The 21,525-nt window shown below is 67.3% G+C and carries 20 protein-coding genes and 2 pseudogenes; 10 read left to right on the forward strand and 12 right to left on the reverse strand.

Annotated features, from left to right (window positions below; all coding sequences use genetic code 11):
- Positions 1-123: 123 nt before the first annotated feature.
- The 10 genes from HW532_RS05105 to coxB all read right to left on the reverse strand — a co-directional run bounded on the left by HW532_RS05105 (position 124) and on the right by coxB (position 9,634).
- A complete protein-coding gene (locus HW532_RS05105; RefSeq protein ID WP_213163362.1) occupies positions 124-711 on the reverse strand; it encodes a GNAT family N-acetyltransferase in 588 nt (195 codons plus the stop codon).
- Between the two features lie 115 nt (positions 712-826).
- Positions 827-2,086 (reverse strand): M16 family metallopeptidase, encoded by a 1,260-nt coding sequence (locus tag HW532_RS05110; protein ID WP_213163363.1) that lies wholly within the window; start codon positions 2,084-2,086, stop codon positions 827-829.
- Entirely contained in the window at positions 2,083-3,492 is a 1,410-nt protein-coding gene (gene thrC / locus HW532_RS05115; protein ID WP_213164434.1) for a threonine synthase, read from the reverse strand. The genes HW532_RS05110 and thrC overlap by 4 nt, the downstream gene beginning before the upstream one ends.
- A 103-nt stretch (positions 3,493-3,595) precedes the next feature.
- A complete protein-coding gene (locus tag HW532_RS05120; protein WP_213163364.1) occupies positions 3,596-4,351 on the reverse strand; it encodes an SURF1 family protein in 756 nt (251 codons plus the stop codon).
- Positions 4,352-4,367: 16 nt separating this feature from the next.
- Positions 4,368-4,748 carry a DUF983 domain-containing protein gene (locus HW532_RS05125; RefSeq protein WP_213163365.1) on the reverse strand — a complete coding sequence of 127 codons (381 nt, stop codon included), beginning with the start codon at positions 4,746-4,748 and terminating at the stop codon, positions 4,368-4,370.
- Between the two features lie 57 nt (positions 4,749-4,805).
- Entirely contained in the window at positions 4,806-5,660 is an 855-nt protein-coding gene (locus HW532_RS05130; RefSeq protein WP_213163366.1) for a cytochrome c oxidase subunit 3, read from the reverse strand.
- Between the two features lie 89 nt (positions 5,661-5,749).
- Entirely contained in the window at positions 5,750-5,899 is a 150-nt protein-coding gene (locus HW532_RS05135) for a hypothetical protein (RefSeq protein WP_213163367.1), read from the reverse strand.
- 43 nt (positions 5,900-5,942) lie between these two features.
- On the reverse strand, positions 5,943-6,914 hold the full coding sequence (locus HW532_RS05140) for a heme o synthase (protein WP_213163368.1): 972 nt from the start codon (positions 6,912-6,914) through the stop codon (positions 5,943-5,945).
- 140 nt (positions 6,915-7,054) lie between these two features.
- Positions 7,055-8,704, reverse strand: a complete 1,650-nt coding sequence (gene ctaD / locus HW532_RS05145; protein ID WP_213163369.1) for a cytochrome c oxidase subunit I — start codon at positions 8,702-8,704, stop codon at positions 7,055-7,057.
- 87 nt (positions 8,705-8,791) lie between these two features.
- The gene (gene coxB, locus HW532_RS05150) at positions 8,792-9,634 is read right to left on the reverse strand and encodes a cytochrome c oxidase subunit II (RefSeq protein ID WP_213164435.1); all 843 of its coding nucleotides are present in this window, start codon (positions 9,632-9,634) and stop codon (positions 8,792-8,794) included.
- 629 nt (positions 9,635-10,263) lie between these two features.
- Between coxB and HW532_RS05155 the strand changes: the two genes are divergently transcribed.
- The 3 genes and pseudogenes from HW532_RS05155 (at position 10,264) to HW532_RS22435 (ending at position 13,178) form a co-directional block, all read left to right on the forward strand.
- Positions 10,264-10,965: an invasion associated locus B family protein gene (locus HW532_RS05155; RefSeq protein WP_213163370.1), complete on the forward strand. Its 702-nt coding sequence runs from the start codon at positions 10,264-10,266 to the stop codon at positions 10,963-10,965.
- Between the two features lie 158 nt (positions 10,966-11,123).
- Positions 11,124-12,527, forward strand: a pseudogene (gene tldD, locus HW532_RS05160) (metalloprotease TldD); the annotation flags it as partial.
- Between the two features lie 57 nt (positions 12,528-12,584).
- Positions 12,585-13,178 (forward strand): HAD family hydrolase, encoded by a 594-nt coding sequence (locus HW532_RS22435; RefSeq protein ID WP_425491947.1) that lies wholly within the window; start codon positions 12,585-12,587, stop codon positions 13,176-13,178.
- 182 nt (positions 13,179-13,360) lie between these two features.
- Here HW532_RS22435 and HW532_RS05165 read toward each other — a convergent pair whose 3' ends face one another.
- Complete coding sequence (locus HW532_RS05165; RefSeq protein WP_213163372.1) at positions 13,361-13,663, reverse strand: hypothetical protein; 303 nt, start codon at positions 13,661-13,663, stop codon at positions 13,361-13,363.
- A 154-nt stretch (positions 13,664-13,817) separates the two neighbouring features.
- Positions 13,818-14,273 (reverse strand): YjiS-like domain-containing protein, encoded by a 456-nt coding sequence (locus HW532_RS05170; RefSeq protein ID WP_213163373.1) that lies wholly within the window; start codon positions 14,271-14,273, stop codon positions 13,818-13,820.
- A 169-nt stretch (positions 14,274-14,442) separates the two neighbouring features.
- Here HW532_RS05170 and HW532_RS05175 point away from each other — a divergent pair, with 169 nt between their 5' ends.
- The 7 genes and pseudogenes from HW532_RS05175 to HW532_RS05205 all read left to right on the forward strand — a co-directional run bounded on the left by HW532_RS05175 (position 14,443) and on the right by HW532_RS05205 (position 21,354).
- Positions 14,443-15,324 carry a LysR substrate-binding domain-containing protein gene (locus HW532_RS05175; RefSeq protein ID WP_213163374.1) on the forward strand — a complete coding sequence of 294 codons (882 nt, stop codon included), beginning with the start codon at positions 14,443-14,445 and terminating at the stop codon, positions 15,322-15,324.
- Positions 15,325-15,444: 120 nt separating this feature from the next.
- A pseudogene (locus tag HW532_RS05180) lies at positions 15,445-16,167 on the forward strand (16S rRNA (uracil(1498)-N(3))-methyltransferase); the annotation flags it as partial.
- A gap of 151 nt (positions 16,168-16,318) precedes the next feature.
- The gene (locus HW532_RS05185; protein WP_213163375.1) at positions 16,319-17,704 is read left to right on the forward strand and encodes a glutamate--cysteine ligase; all 1,386 of its coding nucleotides are present in this window, start codon (positions 16,319-16,321) and stop codon (positions 17,702-17,704) included.
- 206 nt (positions 17,705-17,910) lie between these two features.
- On the forward strand, positions 17,911-18,846 hold the full coding sequence (gene ubiA / locus HW532_RS05190) for a 4-hydroxybenzoate octaprenyltransferase (RefSeq protein WP_213163376.1): 936 nt from the start codon (positions 17,911-17,913) through the stop codon (positions 18,844-18,846).
- Between the two features lie 58 nt (positions 18,847-18,904).
- Positions 18,905-20,254: a TldD/PmbA family protein gene (locus tag HW532_RS05195; RefSeq protein WP_213163377.1), complete on the forward strand. Its 1,350-nt coding sequence runs from the start codon at positions 18,905-18,907 to the stop codon at positions 20,252-20,254.
- Positions 20,255-20,267: 13 nt separating this feature from the next.
- Positions 20,268-21,086, forward strand: coding sequence for a 3'(2'),5'-bisphosphate nucleotidase CysQ (locus HW532_RS05200; RefSeq protein WP_213163378.1), 819 nt, complete (start codon positions 20,268-20,270; stop codon positions 21,084-21,086).
- 28 nt (positions 21,087-21,114) lie between these two features.
- Positions 21,115-21,354: a DUF4170 domain-containing protein gene (locus HW532_RS05205; protein ID WP_213163379.1), complete on the forward strand. Its 240-nt coding sequence runs from the start codon at positions 21,115-21,117 to the stop codon at positions 21,352-21,354.
- Positions 21,355-21,525 lie beyond the last annotated feature (171 nt).

A 21,525-nucleotide genomic window follows, 5' to 3' on the forward strand; every position in this document is an offset into this window, starting at 1 on the left:
TTCGAACACATGAAACACTGAAGAATCTTGGTACCCGTGTCCTATGATCAAGACAAGCCCACTCTTGCGCCGGAGCCGCTGGCAGGCGCTCGCTGCAACGGTATTGTTTGGGCCGCGATCCGGCTAATCACCCCTATCGCCGGCCAGTATCGCAAACAACAGGTGATCCCGCCACTCACCATTGATCTTGAGGTAGTGGCGGGCATAGCCCTCCTCGGCAAAACCGCATCGGCGGAGCAGGGCAATGGAGGCCGCATTGGTCGGCAGGCAGGCCGCCTCCACCCTGTGGAGCCCGAGCGTCTCGAAGGCGAATGGCAGGACAGCCCCGACCGCCGCACTCATATAACCGCGCCGCGCGAAGGGCTGGCCGAGCCAGTAGCCGAGCGAGGCGGTCTGCGCCACCCCGCGCCGGATATTGCTGAGCGTCAGCCCCCCGAGGAGCACGTTGTCATGGCTCCTGAACACGAAGAAGGGATAGGACACGTCCTCGCGCACATCGCGCCAGTACCGGCGGATCCGGCGGCGAAAGGCGCTTCGCGTGAGATCGTCGCGCGGCCAGGTCGGCTCCCAGGGAACGAGAAAGCCGCGGCTGGCCGCGCGCAGTTCCGCCCAATCCTCGAAATCCGACATTTGCGGCACGCGCAGGAACACCCCGCCCCCCTGGACGACGGGTCCGATATCCGCCGGTGTCACGCTGCGCAGAAAGACCATCGTGCCGCTGTCTCGCCCGAACCCCGCTGTCCGGTTCCCTGTGCCGTTATCCGCCCGCGGACGCGCCTGTTCCCTGGAGCGGGGGTTGGGCCCGCCTGAAAACTCGAGCGATCCGTCATGCGAATTTTTCCGCAATCTCGTCGTAGGGCGCAAGGTTATCCAGCGCGCCGACGGCGGCAAGCGTCAGCCTGTTGCCCCGGAATATGCGCCGGGCGAGCGAGCGGACGGCCTCGATATCGACCGCCTCGACCTTGGCGATGACCTCCTCGATCTCGGGCACGCGGCCGAAGACGAGCTTCTGGCGCGCGATCTGGTCGGCCCGGGCGGACGAGCTCTCCAGGCAAAGCACGAGCGAGGCCTTCAACTGCGCACGCGCCCTCGCCACCTCCTCCTCGTCCATGGTCTCGGCGGCGGCGAGCATCTCGTCGGCGGTGACGGAAACGAGGTCGTTCACCCGGCGCGCGCCGGTCGCGGCATAGACGCAGAAGAGCCCGGTATCCGCGAAGGTCTCCGCGAAGGAGGAGATGCTGTAGCAGAGCCCGCGGCGCTCGCGCACCTCCTGGAACAGTCTGGAGGACATCCCCCCGCCGACCGCGCCGGCCAGCACCTGAAGGGCGTAGACCTCCTCGTCGAGATAGCCCGGCGAGGGAAAGGCCAGGACGATATGGGCCTGGCCCAGCGGCTTGGGCACGAGCCGTGCCCCGCCCTCGAAGCGCGCGTCGCGCACACGCTCGACCGGGAAGGCTTTGAGCCCGGAGAACGCCTCGCCCGCAAGCGCCGCCAGCCGGTCGTGGTCGACCGATCCGGCCGCGGCCACCACCATGCGGTCCGGCGAATAGCATTCCCGGCGATAGGTCGCGATGTCGTCCGGCGTGAAGCCGGAGACGTGCTCCACCGTGCCGAGGATGGGCCGCCCGAGCGGCTGATTCGGAAAGGCGGCGTCATGGGCGAGATCGAACACCAGATCGTCCGGCATATCGTGCGCGGCGGCGATCTCCTCCAGGATCACCTCGCGCTCGCGCTCCATCTCCTCGCGGTCGAGGCGCGGATTGAGCAGGATGTCGGCGAGGATGTCGACACCGAGCGCGAGATCCTCCTTGAGCATGCGGGCGTAATAGGCGGTGGTTTCCATGCCGGTCGCCGCGTTCATGTCGCCGCCGGCCGCCTCGATCTCCTCCGCGATCTGGCGCGCGGAGCGGTGCGAGGTCCCCTTGAACGCCATGTGCTCCAGGAAATGGGCGATGCCGTTCTCCTCCGGCCGCTCGTTGCGCGCGCCCGCATGCACCCAGACGCCGAGCGACACAGTTTCCACAGTCGGCATATGGTGGCTGAGAACGGTCAGCCCGTTCTCCAGCCGCGTTTCGCGAACGCTCATGCAACCTCCCGGCCGGCGCGCGAGCGCGCGGCGATGAAGGCCTTCACGGCCTCCGGGTCGTTGTCGAGCGTGGTGCAGTGCTCCGGCTTGTCAAGGAGCGTCGACAGGCTCTCCGGCAGCTCGGGACGAACGCCGCAGGCCGCCTCCACCGCGTCGGGGAACTTGGCGGGATGCGCGGTCGCGAGCGTCACCATGGGAACCGCCGGATCGCGCTCCAGCGCGCGGGCGACGGCAAGGCCGACGGCGGTGTGCGGGTCGACCAGCTCGCGCGTCTCCTTCAGTGTCTCCGCGATGGTGCGCGCAACGGTCTCCTCATCGGCCCGGCCGGAGGAGAAGTCGGCCAGGATCCGGTCGAGCGCCGTTTCGGTGATCGTGAAGGCGCCGCTCTGCGCAAGGCCCGCCATCAGCCCCGTCACCGCCTCCGCGTCGCGGCCATAGGCGTCGAACAGCAGGCGCTCGAAATTGCTGGAGACCTGGATGTCCATGCTGGGGCTGGAGGTCGCGACGACCTTGTCCGTCTCGTAGCGCCCGGTCGTGAGGGCGCGGTGCAGGATATCGTTCACATTGGTCGCCACCGCCAGCCGATCGATGGGAAGGCCCATGCGCTTGGCCACATAGCCGGCGAAGATATCGCCGAAATTGCCCGTCGGAACGGTGAAGCTCACCCGCCGGTCCGGCGCGCCGAGGGCAAGGGCGGAGGTCACGTAATAGACGGTCTGGGCCATGATCCGCGCCCAGTTGATGGAGTTGACGCCGGCCAGGTGACAGCCTTGCGAGAACTCCCGGTCGGCGAACATGGCCTTCAGCATGGACTGGCAGTCGTCGAAGGTCCCCTCGATGGCCAGATTGTGGACATTGGGCGCGTCGACCGTCGTCATCTGGCGGCGCTGCACCTCGCTCACCCGGCCATGGGGGTGGAGGATGAAGATGTCCACCGAATCGAGGCCGCGGAAGGCCTCGATGGCCGCCGAGCCCGTGTCGCCCGATGTCGCGCCGACAATCGTCACGCGCTCGCCGCGCCGCTTGAGCACGATATCCATGAGCCGGGCGAGGAGCTGCATCGCCACGTCCTTGAAGGCGAGCGTCGGCCCGTGGAAGAGCTCCAGCAGCCAGTCGCCCGCATCGAGCTCGACGAGCGGGGCGACCGCCCGATGGCCGAAGGCACCGTAGGCCGCGGCGACCGCGCCGCTCAGCTCCTCCTCGCTCAGCGCGCCCGCCACGAAGGGCGACAGGACGGCAGTGGCGACCTGCTCGTAGGGCCGGCCCACCAGCGCCCGGAAGCCCGCTTCGCTGAATGTCGGCCAGCGCTCGGGCACATAGAGTCCGCCATCGGCGGCAAGGCCGGCGATGAGGACATCGTCGAAGGGCAGGCTCGGCGCCTGACCGCGTGTGGAGATGTAGCGCACCGGGGTCACTCCTCGTCAATCCGGCCTATCGCCGGGTCATGTCCTGATCTAGCCGCCGTTGCGCCGGCCTTCAAGCCGCGAGGCGCGCGGGCCCCCTCGGGATCTATTCGTCCCGCCCCTTCAGCCGGGAGACCGCGAAGGCCGCATAGACGCCGACGAGGCAGAGCGCCAGGCCGAACCATGTCAGCGCATATTCGAAATGGCGATTGGGCAGCGCCGGCTCGCGCCGGACCGCCTTCGGCCATGGCCCCGCGCCCGACCAGGCGCCGGGTTCGGCCTCGACCACAAACCCGGTCACGGTCCCGCTCTCATCCAGTCCGAGAGCCCGCGCCATTGCGGGGATGTCCCACCAGTACCACCGGTTGGCATCCGCCTCGTTGTCAGGCGTGAACGGCCCCTGCCCCTCGCCATGGATCCGCGCGAGCCCCGTCACCTCGACCGGGCCTTCGGCGGGCGGCGATCCCCCGCCCTCCGCGCGCAACACCGTATCGGGAACGAAGCCCCGGTCGACGAGCACCGTGCGGCCAGCCTCGCTCTCGAAGGGCGTCACCGCGCGCCAGCCGGCCATACCGTCCTGAGTCGCATAGACATAGAGCGTATCGCTGGTAACAAAGCGGCCGGGCACGCGCAGGCGAAGCCAGTCGATCTCGCGCCCGTCCCGCTCCGCCCGGCCCATGGCATCGGCGAGCGTCACGGGCTCGGCGTCGACGCGCTGCTCCAGCGTCGCGATCAGCCCTTCCTTCCAGGCCAGGCGCTGGAGCTGCCACACCCCGAGCCCGACCAGGACGGCGAGCGCGGCCAGGGTGGCGAGCGTGACCGGCAGGAGCGAACGGACTGATGCGGCCGGGGGGCGGGTCATGGGCATTCGCACCGGCTCAGGAGGCCGAATGGCGCCCCTCCTCCGCCTTGGTCCGGTATTGCTGGCAAAGCAGGATGCCCTTGGCCGGCCGCAGAAGGCCGAGCGAGAGGATGAGCGCGAGCGGCAGCCACAGCGCGGCATGCACCCAATAGGGCGGCTGGTAGGCGACCTCCACCACGAGCGCGAGGGCAACGACGACGAAGCCGACGATGATGATGATGAACACCGCCGGACCGTCGCCCGAATCGAAGAAGGAATAGTCTAGACCGCAGGACCTGCAGGACTTTGCGGTCGTCAGGAAGCCGTCGAAGAGCCGTCCCCGGCCGCAGCGGGGGCAACACCCCCTGAGGCCCGTCGAAACCGGCGACAGCGGCGGATAGTACGGCTCGTTACTCAACGGATGCTCCCGGGCGGGAAAGGTCGTCCTTTCCCGCCTGTGCTTGAGGGTCGGTCGTCAGTGCCCGCCTGCAGGGATCGCGCCGAACGAACCCCAGATATAGACGCAGACGAACAGGAACAGCCAGACCACATCGACGAAGTGCCAGTACCACGCCGCCGCCTCGAAGCCGAAATGCTGCTTCTCGGTGAAATGCCCGGCCAGCGCCCGGAACAGGCACACGATCAGGAACAGCGTACCGACGATGACATGGAAGCCGTGGAACCCGGTCGCCATGAAGAAGGTCGAGCCGTAGATGTTGCCGCCGGAGAAGCGGCTGAAGGCGAAAGCGGCGTGGGCATACTCATAGGCCTGGACGGTGGTGAACAGCAGGCCGAGCAGGATCGTGCAGATGAGCCCCCATTTCAGCCCCTGCCGGTCGCCATGCAGCAGCGCGTGATGCGCCCATGTGACGGTCGTGCCCGAAGTGAGCAGGATCAGCGTGTTGATGAGCGGCAGGTGCCAGGGATCGAAGACGTCGATTCCCTCCGGCGGCCACACGCCGCCGGTCGCCTCGACGCGGGCGGCCTGGATGGCCTCGCCGGTAAACAGACTCGCATCGAAGAACGCCCAGAACCAGGCGACGAAGAACATCACCTCCGAGGCGATGAACAGGATCATGCCATAGCGCAGATGGAGCTGGACCACCGGCGTATGGTCGCCGGCATGGGCCTCGCGGATCACGTCGCGCCACCACATGAACATGGTGTAGAGCACACCGACGAAGCCGGCGATCAGAAGCCACGGCGCACTGCCATGAAACCAGGTGACGGCGCCGATGGCGGTCACGAAGGCAGCCAGAGACCCGAGCGCCGGCCACGGGCTCGGATCCACAAGGTGATAGGAATGGTTCTTGGCGTGGCTTTCAGCCATTGTCCCCTGCTCCACTTTACCTCTCGGGCTTCAGTGACGAAGCCATTACCCTTTCATCCGACGCGGATCAACTCATCGCTCCGGTGCACTCAGTCCGCCACATTACCGCCAAGCCTGACGATCGTGGTCACAAAGAACAGAATGGCGAGCGCCCCGAGAATCCAGGCCAGAACCACCGCGCGGCGGCGCCTTCGGCGTTTCTCCTCGTCACTGAGCTTATAACCTTCTTCTTCATTCATCACGCAAACCATATCCTGTCTCAGGCCGCGCCTGGCCGTGGGATCAAAGGGCGATCCCCGTCCAGCTCAGGCTATGCTCCGCCAGGAGCATGACGAACAGCATGAACAGGTAAAGAACCGAATAGCCGAACATCTGCTTGGCCGCGCGATCCGCCTGCCGGCCCGTGCGGATGCGGTAGACCCGCCACGCCGCGACGATGAACAGCGCGCCGAGCGCGATCGCGACGGCCAGATAGGCCACACCCGCAAAGCCCAGCACATAGGGCAGCATGGTCGTGGCCACCAGAAGCACGGAATAGATGAGGATCTGGCGGCGCGTCTCGTCGCCGCCGGCCACGACCGGCATCATCGGCACGCCGGCACGCCGGTAATCCTCCGACCGGTAGAGCGCCAGGGCCCAGAAATGGGGCGGCGTCCACATGAAGATGATGGCGAACAGGGCAAGGCTGTCGAGGTCGACCGTCCCGGTCACCGCCGCCCAGCCGACCATGGGCGGGAAGGCCCCGGCGGCACCGCCGATCACAATGTTCTGCGGCGTGCGGCGCTTCAGCCAGATGGTGTAGACCAGCACATAGAAGGCGATGGTCCCGGCCAGCAGCCCCGCCGCGGTCCAGTTGACCAGCACGCCCATGGCCGCGACCGCGCCGACAGACAGGGTCAGCCCGAAGCCCAAAGCCTCGCCGGGCGCGATCTCGCCGCGCGGGATCGGCCGGCTCGCCGTGCGCTGCATCACCGCGTCGATATCGGCGTCGAACCACATGTTCAATGCGCCCGACGCCCCGGCCCCGACGGCGATGCAGAGCAGCGCCACCATGGCGAGCCAGGGATGGATCGTCCCCGGCGCCACGACAAGGCCGACAAGCGCGGTGAACAGTACCAGCGACATCACGCGCGGCTTCAGCAAGGCGAAATAGTCCGCCACATCCGCGCCCGCCACGGCCGGGCCGGGCTGTGCGGAGCCATCCCCGTCGCGGGACAGGGGCCGGACTGACAGTTCTGCGCTGACGTCGCTCATGGAGATGCCTGCACTCCCGTTCAAGAAAGGCCTGCCGGACAGGCGGGTTCAAGCTGTCCGGCAGGCGGTCGCGTCGATCCCTGCCGGACCGCCCCTCCCCCCGAGGGGGCGGGAACGGTCCCGCAGGCTGCCTCGCAGTCCTACTTGATGCGCGGCAGCGTGTTGAACTGATGGAACGGCGGCGGAGACGACAGCGTCCACTCGAGCGTCGTCGCGCCCTCGCCCCACGGATTGTCGACCGCCTTCTCCTTGCGGCGGAAGGCCTGGACCATGCCGATCAGGAAGATGAGCACGCCGACGGACGCCACATAGGAGCCCCAGGACGAGATCATGTTCCAGCCAGCAAAGGCGTCCGGATAGTCGATATAGCGGCGCGGCATGCCCGACAGGCCGAGGAAGTGCTGCGGGAAGAAGATCATGTTCACGCCGATGAAGGTCACCCAGAAATGGAGATTTCCGATCTTCTCCGAATAGGTGTAGCCGAACATCTTGGGGAACCAGTAGTACCAGCCGGAGAAGATCGCGAACACCGCGCCGAGCGACAGCACGTAGTGGAAGTGCGCCACCACGTAATAGGTGTCGTGGAGCGAGTGGTCGACGCCGGAGTTGGCCAGCACCACGCCGGTCACGCCGCCGATGGTGAACAGGAAGATGAAGCCGATGGCCCACAGCATGGGCGTGCGGAACTCGATGGAGCCGCCCCACATGGTGGCGATCCAGGAGAAGATCTTCACGCCCGTCGGCACCGCGATCACCATGGTCGCGGCCACGAAATAGGCCTGCGTGTCGACGTCGAGGCCAACCGTGTACATGTGATGCGCCCACACGATGAAGCCGATGAGCCCGATCGCCACCATGGCATAGGCCATGCCGAGATAGCCGAAGACCGGCCGCTTGGAGAAGGTCGCCACCACATGACTGATGATGCCGAAACCCGGCAGGATCAGGATGTACACCTCCGGATGGCCGAAGAACCAGAACAGATGCTGGTAGAGCACCGGATCGCCGCCGCTCGCCGCCTCGAAGAAGCTGGTGCCGAAATTGCGGTCCGTCAGCAGCATGGTGATGGCGCCGGCCAGCACCGGAAGCGACAGCAGCAGCAGGAACGCCGTCACCAGCACCGACCACACGAAGAGCGGCATCTTGTGGAGCGTCATGCCCGGCGCGCGCATGTTGAGGATGGTGGTGATGAAGTTGATCGCGCCGAGGATCGAGGAGGCGCCGGCAATGTGCAGCGCCAGGATCGCGAAGTCGACCGCCGGTCCCGGCTGGCCGGTCGTCGCGAGCGGCGCATACATCGTCCACCCGCCGCCGACACCGGGCATTCCGGGCGCGCCCTCCACGAACATGGAGATAAGCAGCAGCGCAAACGCCGGCGGCAACAGCCAGAAGGAGATGTTGTTCATGCGCGGGAAGGCCATGTCGGGCGCGCCGATCATGAGTGGCACGAACCAGTTGCCGAAGCCGCCGATCATGGCCGGCATGACCATGAAGAAGATCATGATGAGGCCGTGGGCCGTCACGAACACGTTGAACATGTTCTTGCCCATGTCCGTCGCCATGCCCGGATCGGCGCCATAGACCATCTGCGCCAGGCCGTGGAAGATCTGGATGCCCGGCTCCTGGAGCTCGATACGCATCATGACCGAAAGGAACCCGCCGATGATGCCCGCCGTGATGGCGAACACCAGATACATCGTGCCGATATCCTTGTGGTTGGTCGAATAGACATAGCGGCGCCATCCGGTGGGATGGTGCTCGTGTTCCGCGTGCGCTGCTGCGTCAGCCATTGCGTCGACCTCTATCCTCTCCTCTCGATCCGCTCCGGCGCCGCCTGAACCGCGGCGCCCGGGATCCTGCTTGTTATCCGTCGCGGATTACTCGGCCGCGGCCACCTGGTTGCCGTTCCCGTCATTGAGGCGGCTGAACAGCATCTTGTTGGCCTCTTCGACCCCCTCGCTCTCGGCCTGCTGCTGCCAGGCGTCGAAATCTTCCCGGCTGACCACGCGCACATCGATGGGCATGTAGGCATGCCCCTGGCCGCACAGCTCCGAGCACTGGCCATAATAGGTTCCGATCTTGTTGGCGCGGAACCAGGCCTCGTTCAGACGTCCCGGAATGGCGTCGATCTTGATGCCGAAGGAGGGAATGGCCCAGCTGTGGATAACGTCGCTGGCCGTCACGATGAGACGCACGGTGGTATCGACCGGCACGACGATCGGGTTGTCGGTGGCCAGAAGGCGCGGCGCGCCCGGATCGATCTTGCGGCGCTCCTGAAGGGCGTCGCCTTCCAGGAGGATGGCGTCGAAGCTCAGATCCTCCTGGTCGGGATACTCATAGGACCAGTACCACTGGTTGCCGGTCGCCTTCACGGTCATCTCCGCCTCCGGCACGACCCGCTCGAAATAGAGCAGGCGGAAGGAGGGAATCGCGATCGCCAGCAGAATCAGCACCGGCACCACGGTCCAGACAACCTCCACAAGCGTATTGTGGGTGGTCTTGGACGGCGTCGGATTGGACCGTCTGTTGAACCTGACCATGACGATCAGGAGCAGCACCGTCACCAGGGCGACCACCCCGGTGATGATCCACAGCAGGAAATTGTGGAAACCCGTCACCCGCTCCATGACCGGCGTGACGGCTCCCTGAAAGCCGAACTGCCACTCTGCCGGCTGGCCGACCCCCGCCGCGCTGGCGCCGCCCGCGCCCACCATGACCATCAAGACCACGGCATTCAGCAAAGCCGCCAAAGTCGTCCCGATCCGCATCTTCACCACACTCCCTGAAACCTCGCTTGGCGCCGGACGCTCCGGGCGCCCCGACCTCGACCGGTCAGGTCCGCCTCCTGCGCCGCCGCCGACGTGGATCACTACAGCCGGACAGTCCCCGGGCACATCCCCCGCGTCCTGCTTGCCCGAACGGGGAGAGATGCAACCCTCTCCCCAGTACCGTCTCTCAACCACAAACCCTCATGCACTGCAACGTCTTGCCGCGCGTCATAAGTTCGCGCAAGCCGTTTTCCGAGCGTTCCGCAGGCTACCCGATTCCGGCGCTCCGCAACCATTCCGTCCGCGCCACGTTTTCGCCTTGTCCATCTTAGAGTTAACATGGTTCGAAACTGGGCGTGCCGAGTGGACGGGGCCATCGGAAAGGCATGGCGAGTCGCCAACCTCTTGCGACCATTTGACACAATGGCCGGCCGGAGTGAAGGATGACTTCGCGCCGCCGGGCTTATAGCACTGGGCATGCAGGGTGACAATTCGCCCGCCCCCGTAGGACGGGCGAAGGCGCTTAGGGTGTCAAGCAAGGCGCAAACGGGTACCAAGCAGAGCATCAAGGGGTAGCAATCTTGATTCACAAGTCGACTTTCACCGCCGCCAGGCACGCCGCCGTGGCGACGCTCATCGGCATTTCCGCCTCTCTTCTGGCCAGCCACGCCGCAACGGCCCAGCAGACCCAGGCCCCGCAGCAGTTCGGTCCGCGCGTGAACCGCCAGGCGCAGCCCCAGCCGCCCAAACCGGAAGTCATCGCCACCCATGGCGACTGGCAGGTCCAGTGCGGCGAGTTCATGGCACGCGCCCATCAGGGCAGCAAGGAAGCCTCGGACGGCAGCGGCTCGGGAAAGGGCGACGCGCTCGAAGGCCAGGATTCGGCATCCGGGGAGGCCACGCGGAAGGTACGCCAGTGCGGTATCATGCAGAGCGTGCGCAGCGCCGAGCGGCAGAATCTCGGCCTCACGCTGGTGCTCGTGAACACCAAGCAGGGCGACCGCGACGTGACCATGATGCGCATCCTGGTCCCCATCGGCGTGTTCCTGCCGACCGGTATCGCACTTGAGATCGACGGCACAGCGGTCGGGCGCGTGCCCTTCACCCGCTGCTTGCCTCAGGTCTGCATGGCCTTTGCGGAGGCGACGCCGGAAACCATCGAGAAGATGAAGCAGGGCTCGACCGCCAACTTCATCATCTACGAAGCGCCGGGCGCCGGCCTCAGCATGGAGGTGTCGCTGAGCGGCTTCACCGCCGCCTACGACCAGCTCAACGCGCTTTAATCCGCCGGGTACGCCGGTCCGCCCCTCCGTCTCGGTGCTGGAAACCGCGCGGCGGACCGACTAGATCTGACAGTGGCGCCCCGACCGACGGGGCGCCATCGTCAGCCATCCGACCGACAGCCTCAGGGAGGCCCGCCTTGCCCGGCATTGCCGACAATCTGTTCTTCGCCGAAACGGAGCTCGACCGCGACCGGGCACAGACAATCGTCGACGAGACGCTTGGCACCGCGGATGACGGCGAGCTGTTCCTCGAATATCGCCAGTCGGAGGTTCTCGCCTTCGACGATGGCCGGCTGAAGGCGGCAAACTTCGATACGAGCCAGGGGCTCGGCCTGCGCGCTGTCGTGGGCGAGACCTCCGGCATGGCCCATGCCTCGGAGCTCTCCGATTCGGCGCTCAGGCGGGCTGCCGACGCAGTAGGCGCGGTCAAGCACGGCCATGGCGGCATCGCGGCTGCCCCGCCGCCCGGCACCAACCGCGCGCTCTACGCCCCGGACAACCCGGTCGACGGCGTGCCCTTCCAGGACAAGGTGCGGCTGCTCGAGCGCATGGACGGCTTCGCCCGCGGCCTCGACGAGCGGGTCCGCCAGGTGTCCGTCTCGCTCTCCGGGCAATGGCAGGTGGTCGAGATCATCCGGCCGAACGGCGTGTCGGCACGCGACGTCCGCCCGCTGGTCCGGCTCAATGTCTCCGTCGTCACCGCGCAGGGCGAGCGCCAGGAGGCGGGCAGCTACGGCATTGGCGGCCGCGAGGGTTACGCAAGCTTCATCACCGAGGAGCGCTGGCAGCACGCGGTGCACGAGGCGCTGCGCCAGAGCCTGGTCAATCTCGATTCGGTTCCCGCCCCCGCAGGCGAGATGGCCGTGGTGCTCGGCCCCGGCTGGCCCGGCATCCTGCTCCACGAGGCGATCGGCCACGGGCTGGAGGGCGACTTCAACCGCAAGGGCACGAGCGCCTTTGCCGGCCTGATGGGCCAGCGGGTCGCCGCACCGGGCGTCACCGTGGTCGACGACGGCACCATCGAGGGCCGCCGCGGCTCGCTCACCATCGACGACGAGGGCACGCCGACATCCTCCACCACGCTCATCGAGGACGGCATCCTGACGGGATACATGCAGGACCGGCTCAACGCCCGGCTCATGGGCCAGGCTCCGACCGGTAACGGGCGGCGCGAATCCTACGCCCACCAGCCCATGCCGCGCATGACCAACACCTACATGCTGGCCGGCGACGCCGACCCGGCCGATATCCTCGCCTCCGTCGACAAGGGGCTCTATGCCGTCTCCTTCGGCGGCGGCCAGGTGGACATCACGAGCGGCAAGTTCGTCTTCTCCTGCACGGAGGCCTATCTCATCGAGAACGGTCGTCTCGGCCCGCCAGTCAAGGGCGCCGCGCTCATCGGCAACGGGCCGGACGCGCTGACCCGCGTGAGCATGGTCGGCAACGACCTCGAACTCGACCCGGGCATCGGCACCTGCGGCAAGCAGGGCCAGGGCGTGCCGGTAGGCGTCGGCCAGCCTACCATCCGGCTCGACGCCATCACGGTCGGCGGGACGGCGGCCGGGGATAGCCCCATGCCACGCGAGACGGTGCGTCCGCCGCGACTGATCCTGTTCGACATGGATGGCGTCCTCTGCCGCTACGATCTCTCCAGGCGGCTTGAGGTTCTCGCCGGTTTCTCCGCCCTCGCGCCTGCCGAGATCAAGGCGCGGCTGTGGGATTCGGGTTTCGAGAATGCCGCCGATGCCGGCCGCTACCGGACGGCCGAGGCCTATCTCGGCGCCTTCGGCGAGCGCCTGGGCTATCCCCTCTCGCGGCAGGAATGGATCGCGGCGCGCCGGGCAGCCATGTCGCCGCGACCCGCCATGCTCGCCTTCGCACGCCGATTCGCCGACCATGGCGGGATCGCGCTTCTCACCAATAACGGCCCGCTCATGAAGGAGGAGTTTGCCGCGATCTTCCCCGAGGTCGCGGGCCTCTTCGGCGGCCGCGCCTTCTTCTCCTACGAGTTCGGCATGAAGAAGCCGGAGCCCGCCCTGTTCGCCGAAGTGCTCGGGCGCCTGGGCGCAAGCGCGGCGGAGACGGTCTTCGTCGACGACAAGGCGCACAATGCGCAGGGCGCGCGCCGCGCCGGCCTTGCCGGCCTGACCTTCACGTCGATGGAGGGCTTCGCCGACGATCTCGCCGAGCTCGGCATCGATATCGCGGCATAGCGACCGCAAGGTCGGCATCTGTCCTGGGGAGAGAGTGGACAGATCGGATGAGCTTTCCGCTCCAGCCTGCCCGTTCGGAAAGAAAAATACCCGCCGCGTCTATCGGTGATCTCACCTGGACGCGGCGGGTATGGGGCCGGCCTCATCGGTCGGCGTTCTGGGTGGTAACGATCGTTCGCCGGTCATGCAGCCGCGGCACTCACCGGCTTGATCTGCCGGCGGCCCCTGTTGACACGATGGGCGAAACTCTGGTCACGCCGGGCCTGTGCGCGGCGCTGGAGCTCGACAGCGGGATTGACGCTGAGCGGCAGATCGAGCGCCCAGAACACCTCCGAGCGGGTCAGCCCCATATCGTCGAGAATGCGCTCATCGACCCCGAGCAGCTTCTTCAGCCGCTGGCGCACGAGCCAGTTGTGAAACACCGCCGGCATATGCAGCCGTCCGGCATGGTGGAGATGCCCTTGGGCAAGTACTGAGGTCCTCATCCGATCCTCCATTCATCCATCTGGTCGGTCGTCCCACCGGACCAGGCCAGTCGCCTGACGCCGGTGAGATAATAGTCGGCGTTCATACCTGAAAGTGGCGCAGACTGAGACCGTTTGGCGCAGCCTGGCACTGTCGGTCGACGGCTCCTCGCCGTCAGCGGCCGCAGGTGCACAATCCGGTGCCCCTTCGCGCGGCGTCCGACCCGGTTTCCAGCTCTCGCTCCATGCGGTCCGGCTCGCGCGCGGCGAGTTCGAACCAGGCCATCCAGCGCTTCTGTCCGCGCCTGGTGTTCAGGCGATCCTTCAGCGCATCGGCAGCATTCGTTCGCAATGGCAGGGAGAGCCCCCACTCGATTTCCTGACGGTCGAAACCGACATCCTCGAGCAGGTGGTCGTCGAGCTCCAGAAGCGCCTTCAGACGCCGACGCGCTAGCCAGTTTCCGACACTCTTTGATACAAAAGCGAACACTGCGGAAACAGCCCTGCTCCTGTACCCGACAAGCGCCCGGAATGGCGGGCGCTCGGGCGGCGGCACCGGCCCTGCGGTCATCGACACGTCCATCAGACGGTCCCTCCGGCTCCATTCGGATGCGGCGATATTGCTCGACATGACACGATCCTCCTGTTCACGGCCGGGTCCTTTTCCCGAGCCGTGTTGCCGTTATGGACGGCGCTCCTCACATCGATTTGATGATCAGAGAATGGGCAATATGGATTGATCTATCAAACGAATTAATCTAATCATTCATTTCAATATCGTTGAACTGACGGAGGTCCCCATGGAACCGTCCCTCGACATCGATCTCCTCAAGACCTTCATCGCCATCGCGGAGACGGGCAGCTTCGCCGGCGCCGCGGAAGAAGTCGGGCGCACCCAGTCGGCGGTCTCCATGCAGATGAAGCGGCTGGAGGAGCTCGTCGGGCGCCCGCTATTCGCCCGCGACGGGCGAAAGAGCCGGCTCACGGCGGATGGCGAGCACCTGCTCGACTATGCCCGCCGCATTGTCAGGCTCTCCAACGAGGCGCTGTCGGCGATCAGCCACCCCGAACTGTCGGGCATCGTGCATCTCGGCACGCCGGACGACTATGCCGAGCGGCTCCTGCCGGAGATCCTCGCCCGCTTCTCGCGCACCCATCCGCTGGTTCAGGTCGATGTGGAATGCAAGAGCAGCGGATCCCTCGTCCAGGAGACGATGGCGGGCAAGCTCGACCTGTCGATCGTGACCTGCGACAACAACGCGCTCCACGGAGAGATCATCCGGTCGGAGCCCCTGGTCTGGGTCACCTCCGCGCGCCACAGCGTACACGAGCAGTCCGTCCTGCCGCTCGCCGCCTCCACGCCGAGCTGCAAGTGGCGCCAGATGGCGTTCGACGCCCTCGACGAGTCGGGCCGGCCCTATCGCATCGCCTATTCCAGCGCGAACAGCCTGGCCGTCGGGGCCGCCGTCCTGTCCGGCCTGGCGGTCGCGGCCATTCCGGAGATCATCCTGCGCCCGGGCATGCGGGTCCTGTGCGAGGCCGATGGCTTCCCCAGGCTCGGCGACTTCCATATCGGCCTGGTTCGCTCGCCCCAGCGCACCAACAGCGCGATCGACGTTCTCGCGGAACATATCTCCGACAGCCTCGCGCGCATCGACCGGCCCATGATGGCCGCCGAATAGCCCGCAGACAGAGCGCCCGACAAGAGCCACGCAAGACCAGGAAGGCTTCAGACCCATGACCGACCGGGCCGCTTCCGGCACGGTGGAGGACAGGCCAACCGCCCCCCGACCGGCCACCATCGCGCACCGCGCCTCCATGTCGACGCGCCCCTCGCCGCGGGCGCATCCATCGACCTGCCGCCCGACCAGGCGCACTATCTCGTGGCGGTCATGCGCCTCAAGACCGGCGCCTCCGCGCGGCTGTTCAACGGGCATGACGGCGAATGGCTCGCCACCGTCGAAGAAACCGGCAAGCGCCGCTGCCGGCTCGCCTGTGTGGAGGCGCTGCGCCCCCAGACCGGCCTGCCGGACATCCACTATCTGTTCGCCCCGCTCAAGCACGCGCGGATCGACTATGTCGCCCAGAAGGCGACCGAGATGGGCGCAAGCGTGCTCCAGCCCGTCATCACCGGACGCACCGTCGCCCAGCGGGTGAAGACGGAGCGGCTACGGGCCAATGCCGTGGAGGCCGCCGAGCAGTGCAATCTGCTCGCCATACCCGAGATCCGCGATCCCGCTCCGCTCGACCGGCTGCTGGACGGCTGGGACACCGAGCGCCGGTTGATCTATTGCGACGAGGCCGCCCCGCTCGCCAACCCGCTCGACGCCCTCCGTGCCGTGCCCCGGGGCCCGCTCGCCCTGCTGATCGGGCCGGAGGGGGGCTTCACCGAGGCCGAGCAGAGACGGCTTCGCGCGCTCGACCACGTGACGGCGATCTCGCTCGGTCCCCGGGTGATGCGCGCCGACACCGCCGCGGTCGCCGCGCTCGCCGTTGTCCAGGCAACGCTCGGCGACTGGCACTGACCTCTCCGGAGACCCCATGACATACCGTCACATGACATGCCGCCATCCGATATTGCGACTGGTGCCCGGCCGTCGCAGACCGTATGCATGCCGCCAATCGCGGCGGTTCTCCACCGAACTGTGATCCCTCAAGCTGAAGGCGCTAGATCCCGTGAGCTCACCGACCCCAGACACACTCGAAGCCCGCCGCCCCGTGGAAAGCCTGGCGCAGCTCGCCGCCTATCTGGACGAAGGCTGCAAGCCGCCCACCGACTGGCGCATCGGCACAGAGCACGAGAAGTTCGGCTTCCTCACCGATACCCACGATCCCCTGCCCTATGGCGGTCCGCGCGGCGTGCGCGCCATGCTGGAGGGCATGCGCGACCGGTTCGGCTGGGAACCGGTCATGGAGGGCGACAGCATTATCGGCCTCAAGTCGCCGCCGACCTGCGGCGGCACCATCTCGCTGGAGCCCGGCGGGCAGTTCGAGCTCTCCGGCGCGCCGCTGGAGCATCTCCACCAGACCTGCGACGAGGTGCACACCCATCTCGCCCAGGTGCGCGAGGTCGGCGAGGAGCTCGGCATCGGCTTTCTCGGCATGGGCTTCTCGCCCAAATGGACGCTCGACGAGACACCGATCATGCCCAAGGGCCGCTACAAGATCATGCGCGCCTATATGGCGAAGAAGGGCAATCTCGGCCGTGACATGATGTTCCGCTCCTGTACGGTGCAGGTGAACCTCGACTTCAGGAGCGAGGCCGACATGGTGCGCAAGATGCGCGTCAGCCTCGCGCTCCAGCCCATCGTCACCGCCATCTTCGCCTATTCGCCCTTCACCGAGGGCCGGCCGAACGGCTTCCAGAGCTTCCGCTCGGAGATTTGGCGCGACACCGATCCCGACCGGACCGGCATGCTGCCCTTCGTGTTCGACGAGGGCTTCGGGTTCGAGGCCTATGCCCGCTACGCGCTCGACGTGCCGATGTATTTCGTCTACCGCGACGGCACCTATCACGACGCCTCCGGCCAGTCCTTCCGCGACTTCATGGCCGGCAAGCTGCCGGCCCTTCCCGGCGAGCGCCCGACCATCAAGGACTGGGAGGATCACCTCACCACGATCTTCCCCGAGGTCCGGCTGAAGCGCTTCCTGGAGATGCGCGGCGCCGACGGCGGCCCGTGGCGGCGCCTGTGCGCGCTGCCGGCCGTCTGGGTCGGCCTGCTCTATGACGACACCGCGCTCGATGCCGCCTGGGACCTCGTGAAGGACTGGACGGAGGAGGAGCGCCAGCGCCTGCGCGACGCCGTTCCGGTGACCGCCCTCGACACGCCCTTCCGCTCCGGCACGGTGCTCGACATCGCCCGCGAGATCGTCGCCATCTCCAAGGCCGGCCTGAAGGCGCGCGCACGCCATGACGGCTTCGGCGACGACGAGGCCCATTTCCTCAATGCTGTGGAGGAGATCGTGGAGACCGGGCGCACGCCGGCCCAGGAGCTCCTCGACCTCTATCACGGCGCCTGGAACGGCGATATCGACCGGGTCTTCACAGAATGCGCCTATTGAGGGGCAGGCTCCCGCCTTCCCCCGACGGCGGGGCTACCGCATACGGCATTCATTGTCTGTCGTCCCCGCGCAAGCGGGGGTCCATATTGCCGGCCCCGCAGTGGATTCCCGCTTGCGCGGGAATGACGGAGAGAGATCGGGTTTCGGGACGACGCCGGAACAGAGGCCCCATTGGCCAGCCCGCGCGGATGAGGTAACCCTTCCCCATGACGTCGCAACCGCATACCGACCGCGTCGCCGACGCGGTCGCGCGAAACTGGGTCGACCGCTGGGCACCCGCCTGGGCGAAGCCCTATTGCCAGCTCGCCCGCCTCGACCGGCCCATCGGCGTCTGGCTCCTGCTCATGCCCTGCCTGTGGTCGGTGACGCTGGCCCAGATCGCGGCGGGCGGCGGCCTGCCCGACCTCCGGCTCCTCGTGCTCCTGACCATCGGCGCGGTGGCCATGCGCGGGGCGGGGTGCACCTATAACGACATCGTCGACCGCAATGTGGACGGCCATGTCGCGCGCACGCGCTCGCGGCCCATCCCGTCGGGCCGGGTGAGCGTGACCGGCGCCGCGATCTTCATGGTCGCCCAGTCCCTCGTCGGCCTCGTCGTCCTCCTACAGCTCAACCGCTTCGCCATCGGGATCGGCCTCGCCTCGCTCGTCCTGGTCGCCATCTATCCCTTCATGAAGCGCGTCACCTACTGGCCGCAGATCTTTCTGGGCCTCGCCTTCAACTGGGGGGCTCTCGTGGGGTGGGCGGCGGTGCTCGGCCAGCTCGACTGGGCGCCCGTCGTCCTCTATGTGGCCGGCATCTTCTGGACGCTCGGCTACGACACGATCTACGCCCTGCAGGACAAGGAAGACGACGTGCTGATCGGCGTGAAGTCCACTGCACTCAGATTCGGCGGGCGCACGCGGGCCTGGCTCGTCGGCTTCTACACCCTCACCGTCGGCGGGCTTGCCGCCGCCGGCGCGCTGATCGCGGCGGGGCCGGTCTTCTACCTCGCCCTTGCCGGGGGCGCTACCCATGCGGCGTGGCAAATGATCACGCTCGACGAGGACGATCCCGCCCGCTGCCTGATGCTTTTCCGGTCGAACCGCGATTTCGGACTGATCGTCTTTGCCGGCCTCGTCGTCGCCTCGCTCGCGGCCTGACACCTTTGCGCGCGGATGCACGGTTGCCCGGCACGCCCGAGCGGCCTAATTAGGGGCCATGACCGAGCCCGACCAGAAACACCTGATTGCCATCGCCGACCACGCCCTCGATCTCGCGCGCCGCAATGGCGCGGACCAGGCGGATGTGGTCATCGCCGAATCGACCTCGCTGTCGGCCTCCGTGCGTCTCGGCGCGCTTGAGGATGTGGAGCGCGCGGAGGACCGCGAGCTCGGCTTGCGCGTCTTCACCGGCCATTCCCAGGCCATCGTGTCGACGACGGATTTCTCCGCCAAGAGCCTCGAGACGCTCGCCGAGCGCGCCGTCGCCATGGCCCGCATCGCCCCGCCGGACGAGCATTCCGGCCTTGCCGACCCGGACGAGCTCGCCGCCGACTGGCCCGATCTCGACCTCCGCGACGCCGCGGCACCCGATGCCGAGGCGCTCCAGGCCCGCGCGCTGGAGGCGGAGGACGCCGCCCGCGCCGTCGATGGCGTGACCAACTCGGAAGGAGCCGGCGCGGGCTACGGGCTGATCGGCGTCGTGCTTGCCACGTCGACCGGCTTTTGCGGGGCCTATCGCCGCACTGGCTATGGCATCTCCTGCTCCGCCCTCGCCGGCGAGGGAACGGGCATGGAGCGCGACCATGACAGTGCGAGCGCCGTCCACTACGCCGACCTCGACGACGCCGCCGCCATCGGCCGTCGGGCGGGCGAGCGCGCGGTGCGCCGGCTCAGCCCCCGCAAGGTCTCCTCGCAGACCGTTCCCGTCGTTTACGATCCTCGCGTTTCGCGCAGCCTTCTGGGGCATCTTGCCGGCGCGATCTCCGGCACGGCCATCACGCGCGGCACGAGCTTCCTGAAGGACCGGATGGGCGATCAGGTCTTCGCGCCCGGCATCGCCATCGTGGACGCCCCCTTGCGCCCTCGCGGATTGCGGTCGCGGCCGTTCGATGGCGAGGGCATCGCCGGACACAGCCGGGAGATCGTCTCCGACGGGCGGCTGCAGACCTGGGTGCTCGACTGCTACAGCGCCCGCCGGCTCGGCCTTCGCACCACCGGCCACGCCTCGCGCGGGGCCTCCTCCTCGCCCTCGCCGTCGGTCACCAATCTGAGCCTCATGCCGGGGCCCCTGTCGCCGGAGGCGCTCATCGGGGAGATCCCCTCCGGTCTCTATGTCACGGAACTGATGGGCATGGGCGTCAACGGCGTGACCGGCGACTACAGCCGGGGCGCCTCGGGCTTCTGGATCGAGAATGGCGAGATCGCCTATCCGGTGAGCGAGATCACCATTGCGGGGAACCTCAAGGACATGTTCGCGTCCCTCGCCCCGGCCGACGATCTCGTCTACCGCTACGGCGTCGATGCGCCGACCTGCCGTGTGGAGGCCATGACCATTGCCGGCACCTGAGCGCGATCCGGCCGTGACCGGCCCTGCCCCGAAACCCGACGACGGCGACCGCGCCCTGCTCCACGACGCGGTGCGGGCCGCCGGTGCGCTCGCGCTCGACTACCATGGCAGCGCGCTTTCGGTGCGCACCAAGGACGACAACAGTCCGGTCTCGGAAGCCGACCTCGCCGTCGATGCGTTGCTGAGGGACCGTCTCTGCGCCCCGCGCCCCGCCTATGGCTGGCTGTCGGAGGAGACCGAGGACGATCCGTCGCGGCTTTCCGCCCGTGCGACATGGATCGTCGACCCGATCGACGGCACCCGCTCCTTCGTTGCCGGCGGCGACGAATGGTGCGTCTCCGCAGCGCTTGCCATTGACGGCCGCCCCGTCCTCGGCGCCGTCTACAATCCCCTGCGCGAGGCCTTCTACAGCGCCGAGCGCGGCGGCGGCGCGATGCTGAACGCGGTCCCGATCCGGGCGTCGGACCGCACGGAGCTTGCCGGCGCGCGCATGCTCGGCCCCGCCGACATGTTCCGCTCCAAACGCTGGGCGGATCCCTGGCCCGAACTCTCTATCACCACGAGCCGGTCCATCGCGCTGAGATTGTGCCTGGTCGCGGATGGCGGCTACGACGCGACTATCGCGCTCAGCCCCAAGAGCGACTGGGACCTCGCGGCCGGCCATCTCATCGTGGAGGAGGCCGGCGGGCGCATGAGCGGCCTCGAGGGCGGCGGCTTCGTCTATAACCGCGCGGATATCCGCCATCCCGGCCTCGTCGCCTCCGGAGGCCCGCTTCACAGCGAGCTCGTGGAGAGAACCCGCCATTTCCGCTGGAAACATCCCCGGCCATAGGGCCGCCCGCGCATATGGAGAAGATGTCATGACCGACCAGCAACCGAACCGCCAGCTCCTCCATCTCGTCTTCGGGGGCGAGCTCTCCTCGCTCGACGACGTCCAGTTCAAGGACCTCGACAAGCTCGACATCGTCGGCATCTATCCCAATTACGCCGAAGCGCACAAAGCCTGGAAGGGCAAGGCGCAGCAGACCGTCGACAACGCACAGATCCGCTATTTCATCGTGCATCTGCACCGGCTGCTCGATCCGTCGGACGCCGAATAGCCACGCACGCCTCACAAGCCGGGCGGACCTGAAAGTGCTGCGATACAGGGTCCTAGAGCGGATGGCGGTTAGGTTGAATCGGTATTTCTTCCCGCTCATCCCGGCGAAAGCCGGGATCTCAGGCGTGTTGCAGGAGATCCCGGCTTTCGCCGGGATGAGCGGTCTGTTTCA

Origin of the sequence: Kaustia mangrovi (assembly GCF_015482775.1) — a bacterium.
Classification (GTDB): Bacteria; Pseudomonadota; Alphaproteobacteria; order Rhizobiales; family Im1; genus Kaustia; species Kaustia mangrovi.

What these genes read in the sequence shown, in the direction of transcription:
- HW532_RS05165 (WP_213163372.1), bottom strand. Translation starts at nt 13,663, where the DNA reads ATGAGGACCTCAGTACTTGCCCAAGGGCATCTCCACCATGCCGGACGG.
- HW532_RS05120 (WP_213163364.1), bottom strand. Translation starts at nt 4,351, where the DNA reads ATGACCCGCCCCCCGGCCGCATCAGTCCGTTCGCTCCTGCCGGTCACG.
- HW532_RS05175 (WP_213163374.1), top strand. Translation starts at nt 14,443, where the DNA reads ATGGAACCGTCCCTCGACATCGATCTCCTCAAGACCTTCATCGCCATC.
- HW532_RS05135 (WP_213163367.1), bottom strand. Translation starts at nt 5,899, where the DNA reads ATGAATGAAGAAGAAGGTTATAAGCTCAGTGACGAGGAGAAACGCCGA.
- ubiA (WP_213163376.1), top strand. Translation starts at nt 17,911, where the DNA reads ATGACGTCGCAACCGCATACCGACCGCGTCGCCGACGCGGTCGCGCGA.
- HW532_RS05195 (WP_213163377.1), top strand. Translation starts at nt 18,905, where the DNA reads ATGACCGAGCCCGACCAGAAACACCTGATTGCCATCGCCGACCACGCC.
- HW532_RS05130 (WP_213163366.1), bottom strand. Translation starts at nt 5,660, where the DNA reads ATGGCTGAAAGCCACGCCAAGAACCATTCCTATCACCTTGTGGATCCG.
- HW532_RS22435 (WP_425491947.1), top strand. Translation starts at nt 12,585, where the DNA reads ATGGATGGCGTCCTCTGCCGCTACGATCTCTCCAGGCGGCTTGAGGTT.
- HW532_RS05110 (WP_213163363.1), bottom strand. Translation starts at nt 2,086, where the DNA reads ATGAGCGTTCGCGAAACGCGGCTGGAGAACGGGCTGACCGTTCTCAGC.
- HW532_RS05170 (WP_213163373.1), bottom strand. Translation starts at nt 14,273, where the DNA reads ATGTCGAGCAATATCGCCGCATCCGAATGGAGCCGGAGGGACCGTCTG.
- ctaD (WP_213163369.1), bottom strand. Translation starts at nt 8,704, where the DNA reads ATGGCTGACGCAGCAGCGCACGCGGAACACGAGCACCATCCCACCGGA.
- coxB (WP_213164435.1), bottom strand. Translation starts at nt 9,634, where the DNA reads ATGGTCATGGTGGGCGCGGGCGGCGCCAGCGCGGCGGGGGTCGGCCAG.
- HW532_RS05105 (WP_213163362.1), bottom strand. Translation starts at nt 711, where the DNA reads ATGGTCTTTCTGCGCAGCGTGACACCGGCGGATATCGGACCCGTCGTC.
- HW532_RS05205 (WP_213163379.1), top strand. Translation starts at nt 21,115, where the DNA reads ATGACCGACCAGCAACCGAACCGCCAGCTCCTCCATCTCGTCTTCGGG.
- HW532_RS05140 (WP_213163368.1), bottom strand. Translation starts at nt 6,914, where the DNA reads ATGAGCGACGTCAGCGCAGAACTGTCAGTCCGGCCCCTGTCCCGCGAC.